The sequence below is a fragment of the Endozoicomonas arenosclerae genome, assembly GCF_001562015.1.
Classification (GTDB): Bacteria; Pseudomonadota; Gammaproteobacteria; order Pseudomonadales; family Endozoicomonadaceae; genus Endozoicomonas_A; species Endozoicomonas_A arenosclerae.
In genome coordinates, this window is sequence record NZ_LASA01000210.1 from 1 (window position 1) to 8790 (window position 8790).

9 protein-coding genes are annotated in these 8790 nt (G+C 45.8%); 4 read left to right on the forward strand and 5 right to left on the reverse strand.

Translation table 11 applies throughout. The features are described 5' to 3' along the window. The 4 genes from WG89_RS32460 to WG89_RS27430 form a co-directional block, all read right to left on the reverse strand. The coding region (locus WG89_RS32460; protein ID WP_062260605.1) for a transposase at positions 1 to 169 on the reverse strand (169 nt) is incomplete at its 3' end. 40 nt (positions 170 to 209) lie between these two features. Then, complete coding sequence (locus tag WG89_RS27420) at positions 210 to 773, reverse strand: hypothetical protein (protein ID WP_153301869.1); 564 nt, start codon at positions 771 to 773, stop codon at positions 210 to 212. A 385-nt stretch (positions 774 to 1158) separates the two neighbouring features. Continuing rightward, positions 1159 to 2928, reverse strand: a complete 1770-nt coding sequence (locus WG89_RS27425; RefSeq protein ID WP_153301870.1) for a flavin monoamine oxidase family protein — start codon at positions 2926 to 2928, stop codon at positions 1159 to 1161. A 209-nt stretch (positions 2929 to 3137) separates the two neighbouring features. Beyond that, positions 3138 to 4055, reverse strand: coding sequence for a LysR family transcriptional regulator (locus WG89_RS27430; protein ID WP_062270827.1), 918 nt, complete (start codon positions 4053 to 4055; stop codon positions 3138 to 3140). Positions 4056 to 4193: 138 nt separating this feature from the next. Here WG89_RS27430 and bdcA point away from each other — a divergent pair, with 138 nt between their 5' ends. Beyond that, entirely contained in the window at positions 4194 to 4907 is a 714-nt protein-coding gene (gene bdcA / locus WG89_RS27435) for an SDR family oxidoreductase (protein ID WP_062270828.1), read from the forward strand. Between the two features lie 41 nt (positions 4908 to 4948). Here bdcA and WG89_RS27440 read toward each other — a convergent pair whose 3' ends face one another. Continuing rightward, a complete protein-coding gene (locus WG89_RS27440) occupies positions 4949 to 5755 on the reverse strand; it encodes a sulfite exporter TauE/SafE family protein (RefSeq protein ID WP_062270829.1) in 807 nt (268 codons plus the stop codon). A 191-nt stretch (positions 5756 to 5946) separates the two neighbouring features. Between WG89_RS27440 and WG89_RS27445 the strand changes: the two genes are divergently transcribed. From WG89_RS27445 to WG89_RS27455, 3 genes are all read left to right on the forward strand, one after another. Then, complete coding sequence (locus tag WG89_RS27445; RefSeq protein WP_062270830.1) at positions 5947 to 7035, forward strand: hypothetical protein; 1089 nt, start codon at positions 5947 to 5949, stop codon at positions 7033 to 7035. Between the two features lie 141 nt (positions 7036 to 7176). Then, positions 7177 to 7800 (forward strand): hypothetical protein, encoded by a 624-nt coding sequence (locus WG89_RS27450; RefSeq protein ID WP_216638573.1) that lies wholly within the window; start codon positions 7177 to 7179, stop codon positions 7798 to 7800. A 138-nt stretch (positions 7801 to 7938) separates the two neighbouring features. Further along, positions 7939 to 8790: CorA family divalent cation transporter (locus WG89_RS27455; RefSeq protein ID WP_062270831.1), on the forward strand; the 852-nt coding region annotated here is incomplete at its 3' end.

The following is an 8790-nucleotide window of genomic DNA, read 5'->3' on the forward strand; positions in this document are numbered from 1 at the left end:
GAGGATAAGGAGGTCTTCCGTTGCCACGCTTAGGGTAATAGGGCTCGATTACGGCCTCTAAGCGTTTCCATGGAATCAGAACCTCCATTCTTTCAAGAAAAATTTCCCTACGAGTTCTGCGTCGCTTCTGGCTGAATTCACTGTCGGAAAAAGAGAGTTGTTGGTCCATGACTACCTCTGATCAAGCTGCTGAGATTATTATCTCATGATCAGGGACTTATTCGCAGGTTCCCTAACCCCAAGTTATCAAAAGGACGACCAAAAAAGAACCAGATCGAAGTATAGGGGCGGCTAAGTAACTGTAAGCGCTCAGTAAAGGTTTTCAAGGCCTCCAAACCTAATATAGCTGCATGAAGGTAGCTGGCAGTCAGACCAAAACAAGTCCCCTCACAGTAAAAAAAATTTTGAGTTTCCGGCCGTTCGGTTGAAATGAGATCCAGTGCACTGGCCAGACTATTTATATTTTTCTTTAAGTGGCCAATAGCTCGAAAAGAGCTGTAGTCATGCGTCATCCGTAGAGCCAAATTGATAAAAATCAAATACTCATCTTCCACAGAGCCTTCATTTTGTTGCTGAATATAAGGCCTAATATGCTGGCGAATAAGTCGATCTTCCCGTCTTTCCCCACAATAAAGCACACTTTCGTACAGACTACAGACCCAACGCCTTAAAGATGAAGGTTGGGACTGTTCAGACTGACCTTTAACAATCGACTTATGCTGCCTGCCATTCTTCACTAGAAAACCCAGAACCTGTAAATTCATGGATTTCATGACCATCCTACCGTTAAACGCTCTGGATAGCTCTTTCTCAACCTGTTCAGCAAGCTGCTGTTGGGGATCTCCTGCAAAAACCGAGTAACCTGATTTAATGTCCATACTGAAATTCTCGCCTGATTTAAACTGACCTGAGGTGTAGAGTAGATAAAAGGCCTTCTGGTTCCTCACATAGACAGCCTTAGTAACAGACTGGTTAGGTACACGATTTAGAGTGGGGATACGAATCGAATGATATTCCGAAAAGAGTGCAGTTAAACAATCTCACTGAATGTACGAAAAGTGTATTCTGGGAAAGCAAAATTTCTTAAGGAATGATTGTCAGGAGAGGAAAACCCTCCTGACAATCATTATTTTTATAAACAAAAATCTCGAGTACAATCTACTCTGCCTTCGAGTTAATCCTCTGAATCGAGCTTAATGCTGCATTAATCCCGGTATGCAAAGAGCCCTCTATCCAACCGCTCAACCCATACCAGGCCAAAGCCTCTCCAGCCAGATAAAGACCATTATCAGGACCGGACTGCCCTATTCCCTGATTAAACAATGCCTCCTGCATTCCATACTGTCCGGGCATAGCCATTCTGAAGGCGCCATTGACACCACTTTCCAGATCCCAGTCAACGCACTTCATTTCAATAATTTCACTTTCCAGAAGTGCACGGGCTTCATGCCCATAAATCTCTTCAAAAGCATTCAGTGTCAGCTCTTTTCTCTCTTCTTCAGTTAAAGCAAGGTATTTCACTGCATCGCTGTCCCAGGAATAACTCACCAGAACGACCCCGGCACCGGTTTGTCTGTCCACACCAAAATCTTTCTTGTCAAAGAAGTAGCTCTGCTGAAGCGCATTATCAGAAATGGTGGTAAACATGGCATTTTCCGGATGATCTTCATTCCATTGGTGCCAGAAAGCCGACCGGGTCAAAAAGAAGGTTTTCTGTGAAGAGACCATGCCAAAGTTCTGGATAGCATCCCAGACGGGCTGACTGAATGCCTGCCTGTTAATCTTGATTCCCATTTGAATAGCTCGGACAGAGCAAGTAAGAATGGCAGCAGAGAATGTCTTCGTTTTTTCTTTACCCTTTTCAAGATAAGTAAGCTCTACAGAGCCGGAGCAATCATTGGTTTTAATCTTGGTAACTCTTCTTTGAAAGACGCCATTATGGAGATCTTTCAGGCTTTTGGACCTGTCCGCCCCTGCTATTTTAACCGGCTGCTCCCAGAATGCATTTGAGAGTTGATCTACGCCCCCCACAATCATTCTCTGGTCGGTATCATCTTCGTTATAACACTCTCTCAGAGTTTCCAGATAACAGGTATTGTATAAAGAGCCTATCCCTCCTGTGCCTATGCCAATGGCGCCCAGAAGATTGATCTCTTCATCGGTCCAGGACCCCATCTCTTCATCTCGATAATTTTTAATCACTTCGTACAGGCTCTTGTTCTGATACTTATCCACCTGCTTTGACCATAAGGCCATTCTCTTCCCGGCGTATTGCTGCTCAGTTAATCCACTGGTTCCATCCAGAAAACTTTTGTCCAACTGATTCAAAGCATCAAGATCGGAATCCAGCAGTCTCTGAAACTTGGCTTCAATGGTGGTGACCTTCTGAATCAGATAAAAGTCACCATAGTACTTATCTTCTTCCTTGTTATAAAAGAAACTGCGGTTCTCAAATTCAAATCGGGTGTTGGTGGCTTTTGGACTGGGGAATAACGGCCATTTGCCATTATCAAGATATTCAGACTGCTTTTCTTTAACTTTCAGAGCATCCAGATAATAAAAAATGGTTTCCTGGGTGGCAGGAAATCGCATAGCACCCAGCTCAGCATAAGCCTCTGGCTCCTTGTCAAAGCTGTAAGTGCTGATACGCCCGCCCAGTCGATCATTGGCCTCAAAAATAACCGGTGTCAACCCTGCCTTCATCAATTCATAAGCGGCACAAAGCCCCGCTGCACCTCCCCCTATGATTGCAACCTCTTCATCTCTTGCGCTGTCTTTAACTCTGGCAATGGCAGGCTGCTTGACCAGCTCAAGATAATCTCTTGGATTTTCGGGAAGATCATCAATAACAACATCTTCAGGAGAAGTATAAAGCAGTTTGGAAACAACCCCGAAAGAATGGTTCAGCCTTGATTTTTTTATTGTCATTTTGTCGTCCAAATTAAATGCGTCCAGAATCACCTACTGCTATTAAAAGTTTAAAGCCTGAACAGACCAAATAGCCTTGTAAGAAATGAAAGCTATCGTTGAATGTTGTCGTTTTGAAAGATTATCACACAGAGTTGAAGAATATATGAAACAACAACTTTAGATTTTTCCGATCATTATTGTTAATTCAACGAAAGAATATGAGCACTCTATTTTTCCAGAAAAGCCTCCCAATAGGGTTTATCACCAAAGCGCTCCACCAGAAAATCAATAAACGTTCGAACTTTAACTGAAAGATGCCGTGTTTGAGGGTAGATTGCGACAATGTCCATCCCATACCATTGATAGTCAGTGAGAACCGGAATTAGCTCACCCTTTTCAACGGCTGAATGAATGATAAAACTCGGCTCACATAAAACTCCCAGCCCTTTTATTGCAGCTTCCCGCAAAAGGTCACCATTGTTCGAACTCATCTTCATTGCCACTCTGACAAATCCCTGCTCTCCTTCAGAGGATTGATACTCCCAACGCTCCGGACGATTGAGATTACTGTAACAGAGCCCTGATAGCCCATTCAGATCATCAGGCTTCTCAGGCACCCCATGTCGGCTTAAAAACTCTGGAGCAGCGCATACAACATGCCTGACGGAAGAGATTTTTCTTGTCCGTAATGAAGAGTCTTCAAGTGCACCTACTCTGACGGCCAGATCATAGCCCTCTTTGACAAGATCAACTCGACGATCGCTTAAATCTACATCAATTATCAACTCCGGATGCAAGTGCATAAATTCAACAACTGCAGGTGCAAGATGAGAGACACCAAAGCTCAAAGGGGCAGAGACTCGTAAACGCCCCTTTAGCTGCCTTGATGCCTGACTGACTTCAAACTGCGCCTCTTCAAAGTCATCAATTAACTGACGGCATCGACGATAATACAGTTCACCGGCTTCAGAGAGGTGCATTGTTCTGGTTGTCCGGGTAATCAATTGCACTCCCAGTCGACTTTCCAGCTCCTTCATACGACGACTTACAGCGGAAACAGCTACACCCATTCTTTCTGCGGCGGCTGTCGCCGATTGCGCCTCAACCAGGTTGATAAAGGTACGAATCTCTTCCATTTCATTCATCCACAGAACCCCGGAGTCTCCATTTTTCTAATTTCCAGAAAAGTCATTTCTTGTTATCTCTGTTTTTCAACCATAAACGATTACCTATTGTTTAAACACAACTCAAGATCATTCAGAAAAACTCTAAGGAGAGAAACCATGGGAAATCTTCAGGGAAAAAATGCTCTGATACTGGGCGGAAGCAGGGGCATTGGCGCCGCTATTGTTGAACGATTAGTTCAAGAGAAGGCCCAGACCAGCTTTACCTATAATGCCTGTGCTTCTGCAGCCAATGAGCTAGCTCAGCGGCTTGGAGCTAAAGCGATACAGGCAGACAGTGCAGATTATCAGGCAGTCTCTAATGCTATTCACCAAACCGGTACATTGGATATTCTGGTCGTGGTTGCAGGGCAATGCGTAATGGGCAACCCGCTTGAAATCGACCCTGCGGCTATTGATCAAATGATCGATGTAAACATTCGCAGCCCCTACCACGCATCCGTAGAAGCAGCAAAAAGCATGCATGAAGGCGGAAGGATCATCGTTGTTGGTTCAGTCAATGGCGACCGCATGCCAATGGCCGGAGGTGCGGCCTATGCTATGACAAAGTCTGCTATCCAAGGCATGGTAAGAGGCCTGGCCAGAGATTTGGGTGGAAAAGGCATTACCGTTAACAATATACAACCAGGACCCGTTGATACGGATATGAATCCGGAATCAGGCCCGATGAGAGATACCATGCATTCATTTATGGCCATCAAGCGTCATGCGCGGCCCGAAGAAATTGCAGGTATGGTCGCCTATTTGACAGGACCAGAAGCCGATATGGTAACAGGAGCACAACTCACCATTGATGGTGGATTTGGAGCTTGAGCATTGCAAGATCCTTGAGCCAGGAGATCAAAATTCCTGGCTCAAACCTCCTTCACTACCATCGCAATCAGGACAATCAGCAGATAACTGCAAAAACAGAAATGCAGTTTCTGCTCTGACACTCGCTGACTGAACCAGACCCCTCCCCTTGAACCCAGAAATCCAAACGGAGTCAATCCAATAATGGCCGGCAGATAAAGGCTGCCAACCACCCATTTTTCATTGACTCCTAACGGTGTAAACAGATATCCAAGAGTTGCAACCAAGCCAATGATGGCTGACTGAGCCGCTGACTGGGCTGCAGCCTGTCTAATGGAGTAATTCAGATGAAGATAATAAGGTGTCATTATCAGTCCGGCACCTCCCCCGGTAATGGCACCTACAATACCGGTCATGCAGCCTGTCAACTTCTCTTTCCAGAAATTACTGACTTTCAGTTTCCCTTCTTCTGTCGTCTTCTTTTTCTTGGTGCCTGCGAGATACTCTCGAACCAAAACCACAGTCACGACAATGGAAAAAGCGTATTTCAAAAGTGCTCCCGGCGCTACTGCAGCGATCAGAATACCCAGAACCGTTCCAATGGCTACTGATACAAATAGATTGTGAAAAAGCGGCCAGAGCATATCGCCCGCCTTGGAACGATGCCATGTACTGCTCAGGGCATTACACATCACGCAGGCCACAGAGCTACCAACTGCCAGATGCATGACACCTTCCTGACCAGACAAGAAATATGGAAGCAGATAGACCAGCAATGGGACCATGGTTAAACCACCGCCCAGACCAAACAGACCGGCAATAAATCCGGACACCAGTCCGGCAAGCGCAAAGATCAGAACAGACAGCATATTACCGCCCCAGCTAGACAGGAGTTAGAGTTATCATTTTGAAAAATAAGGCCACCCAATAGAATAGGCGTCCGTTTGCAGTAAAGCCTTTGAATGAAAAATCTTTGCCCCGTATCCCGAAAAAAGTGATGAACTTCTGTCGTCATCACTATACTGAATGACTGTTTATATTTATTAATACCGACTACAACATGGCTGCCACCTTCCCTTTCAAGTCTCCGGCTCTGGCCATTGTATTTTTTTGGGCAGCCCCCTCTATACTGCAGGCCGGTTCTCCGTTCACGGAACCACCTTTTCCAGGGCCCGATCCTATCGGCAAGATACTAAACCGGGATATAGCTGCTGACCTGCTTCCTGATATGAGAAAAGTAGGTTCTCCACTGTCGTGCGTTCTGCAAACAACTGCGGAAAATCTCAGGGAATCGGTACTGACTGCGGATAAATCAGGTTATTCATGCCTTATTGCTTTTACCGGAAAAGCTATCCTGAAAAGCCCTTTGCATATTCATGACCACCAGCTTTTAGGACTGGATTCAGCAGAGGGCTTTCAGCCAGACTCAACATTTAAAATCAGCCAGAATTACCAGCTCCGTGAAGGAAACACTCGAGCATTCTTTATTATCGACCCTGCTCAGAACATGGCATACGACCACAGGACTGCAACTCAATGGAATGGAGCCGCAGTCATAGCCCCTTCTACGAACTTTATAGGCGAATCGCTGATAATTTTTAGTGGTGAATCATCAATACAAAGAGTGGTCATTGAAAGAAAAAGCCCTGGATGCACAATCCTTGACCTGAGCTACCGAGGCCCTAAGCCACAATCATTAAAGCTTACAGATATTCTGTGGGAAGATAGCCCTTCCCTGCAGAACAACTCTCACACACCAAGAAAATGTCATGACGGCCAGAGTGCATCCAACACTCAGACACAACAGCAATCCGCTGGCAAAGGACAATCAGCCACTGCCTCCGTATGGTCACTCATTTTATCCGCATGCAGCTACTGTTTCGGATGCTGTGGCAGAGGTAATGGGGGCGGCGATGATGACCCGAACAGAGACTGGAGGATTCAACAAAGACTCAGGGAGAATAACCAACCTGTAGTGATTCTTATCACCGACTCACCAGAAAATAAACAGCCCAAGCGCGAGAGAAAGGACCACTATACCCATGGGATACCTTTACCTGCTGGCGGAACTATCGATCTTTATTTTAAAGACCCAGAAACTATTGAAGATCAAAGCGACTTCTCCAGTAGCGATGATGAGGATGACTAAGCCCGCTCATTCCTGAATATCAGGGTAAAAATAAAACCCCTATTTATTAATGTGGCTATATCTTTAAAATATCTATCTTTTATTGCTGAAAGCCCATGACTTCCAGCTCACTTTGAGTCTTTTTTGTCTGAATTCTGCCTAATGAAACAGCTGCTTGCTCCTCTTACGCTCTCATTGAGCCTTGTGCCGACACTGTCACTGGCCAACCCCATTGTTTTTCAGGACATTCCTGAGATAAAGGCTCTTTCCAGCCAGGCAGAAACATTCTGCAAAATAACACCGACTCAGGGTCGCCTGCCCAAGTCTGAAGAATTGGGATCTGAGCACACAACCTGGGTATCCGATGGCATGGGTGGCGCAATACCTGAAACCAAAAACCGGATTACCGACAAAATTGTTATAGCCAGAATGCCTGAGCCCATAGTTGGCGAAACATACAACGAGTGGCTGATCCCAAAGTCGGTATGGCAGGAAACGTATGGAAAGCTGCCAGAGAGCCACGAATTTACAGACAGTTATCGTAGTGCACCTATTGAGGCCATAAAGGTTACCCATGAAGTGCTTGAACTATTGGAAAGCAACGATCAGCAAACAGCCCTGATTGCCGTCAGCTGGGACCCGGCAGGTATGAAAGTCTACAAAGATGGTCTTCTGGCTGAAAATGAGTACGGCATCGCCCCGGAAGAAATGAAAGAGAACTATCGCAAAGTATCTCTGGAACCTGATCAAAACTGTCTTGATATTCTTATTCAGGAAAAGCCCTGATCGATTTTCCAGCCCTTTAGGAGTCTGAACACTTCAACTCAAGAGGAGCCTTAACCTTGCTGGACTAAGGTTCCTCGATCTGTACAATAGAGCGACCCTCGCCCCAAGAACCAGAATTGCTATCAGGGTCTGTATTCTATGATCAACGCCTATCACCGAGATAACGAGCAGTACTGCATCACTCGCGTACAGACCGATATGGCACTCCCTGAAAACTTGCTCTGGCTAGACCTTGTTGAACTTGAAGAAGACGAGGACAACTGGCTGAAACAGGAGTGCCCGGGTTTTATCGAAGATGAAGATGCGCTGTATGAGATTGAAGCTTCATCCCGTTTTTTCGAGAGCGAAACCGGCTTTCACATTCGTTCGATTTTCCCCCATCAGGCAGGACAGGACTTTCGCAGTATCAACGTCGCTTTCAACCTGAGAGACGATCATCTGATCACGCTTCAGGATGAGCCCACCGCACTGTTCCGATTGATGAGAAATTACCTGAAGCTGCAGCATATCAAGGCCAGAACCCCGATCGATATTCTGATCGCCCTGTTTGATGCCAAAGTTCAGTTTCTTGCAGACACTCTGGAAGAAGTGTATGAAAATCTGGAGGCCACCAGCCAGCATGCACTTTCTGATGATGACACTGATGTCGATGATCTACTGAAAAACATTACCCTTCAGGAAGATATAAACGGCAAAGTACGACTGAATCTACTGGATAGCCAGCGATGCCTCCGCTACATCCTGAAGAACTGTCGACACAAGCTGGATGACGGCCAGGTTGACCAGGTCAGGGATATTTTACGTGTCATCGACTCCCTGACCCCTCATACCGGCTTCCTGTTTGACAAGATCAACTTCCTGATGGATGCCACCATGGGTTTCATCAACCTGGAACAGAACAACATCATCAAGATTTTCTCGGTAGCGGCCGTTATGTTCCTGCCACCCACTTTGATAGCCAGCATCTACGGCATGAACTTTAAAGTCATG

What these genes read in the sequence shown, in the direction of transcription:
- WG89_RS27420 (WP_153301869.1), bottom strand. Translation starts at nt 773, where the DNA reads ATGAAATCCATGAATTTACAGGTTCTGGGTTTTCTAGTGAAGAATGGC.
- WG89_RS27425 (WP_153301870.1), bottom strand. Translation starts at nt 2,928, where the DNA reads ATGACAATAAAAAAATCAAGGCTGAACCATTCTTTCGGGGTTGTTTCC.
- WG89_RS27430 (WP_062270827.1), bottom strand. Translation starts at nt 4,055, where the DNA reads ATGAATGAAATGGAAGAGATTCGTACCTTTATCAACCTGGTTGAGGCG.
- bdcA (WP_062270828.1), top strand. Translation starts at nt 4,194, where the DNA reads ATGGGAAATCTTCAGGGAAAAAATGCTCTGATACTGGGCGGAAGCAGG.
- WG89_RS27440 (WP_062270829.1), bottom strand. Translation starts at nt 5,755, where the DNA reads ATGCTGTCTGTTCTGATCTTTGCGCTTGCCGGACTGGTGTCCGGATTT.
- WG89_RS27445 (WP_062270830.1), top strand. Translation starts at nt 5,947, where the DNA reads ATGGCTGCCACCTTCCCTTTCAAGTCTCCGGCTCTGGCCATTGTATTT.
- WG89_RS27450 (WP_216638573.1), top strand. Translation starts at nt 7,177, where the DNA reads ATGAAACAGCTGCTTGCTCCTCTTACGCTCTCATTGAGCCTTGTGCCG.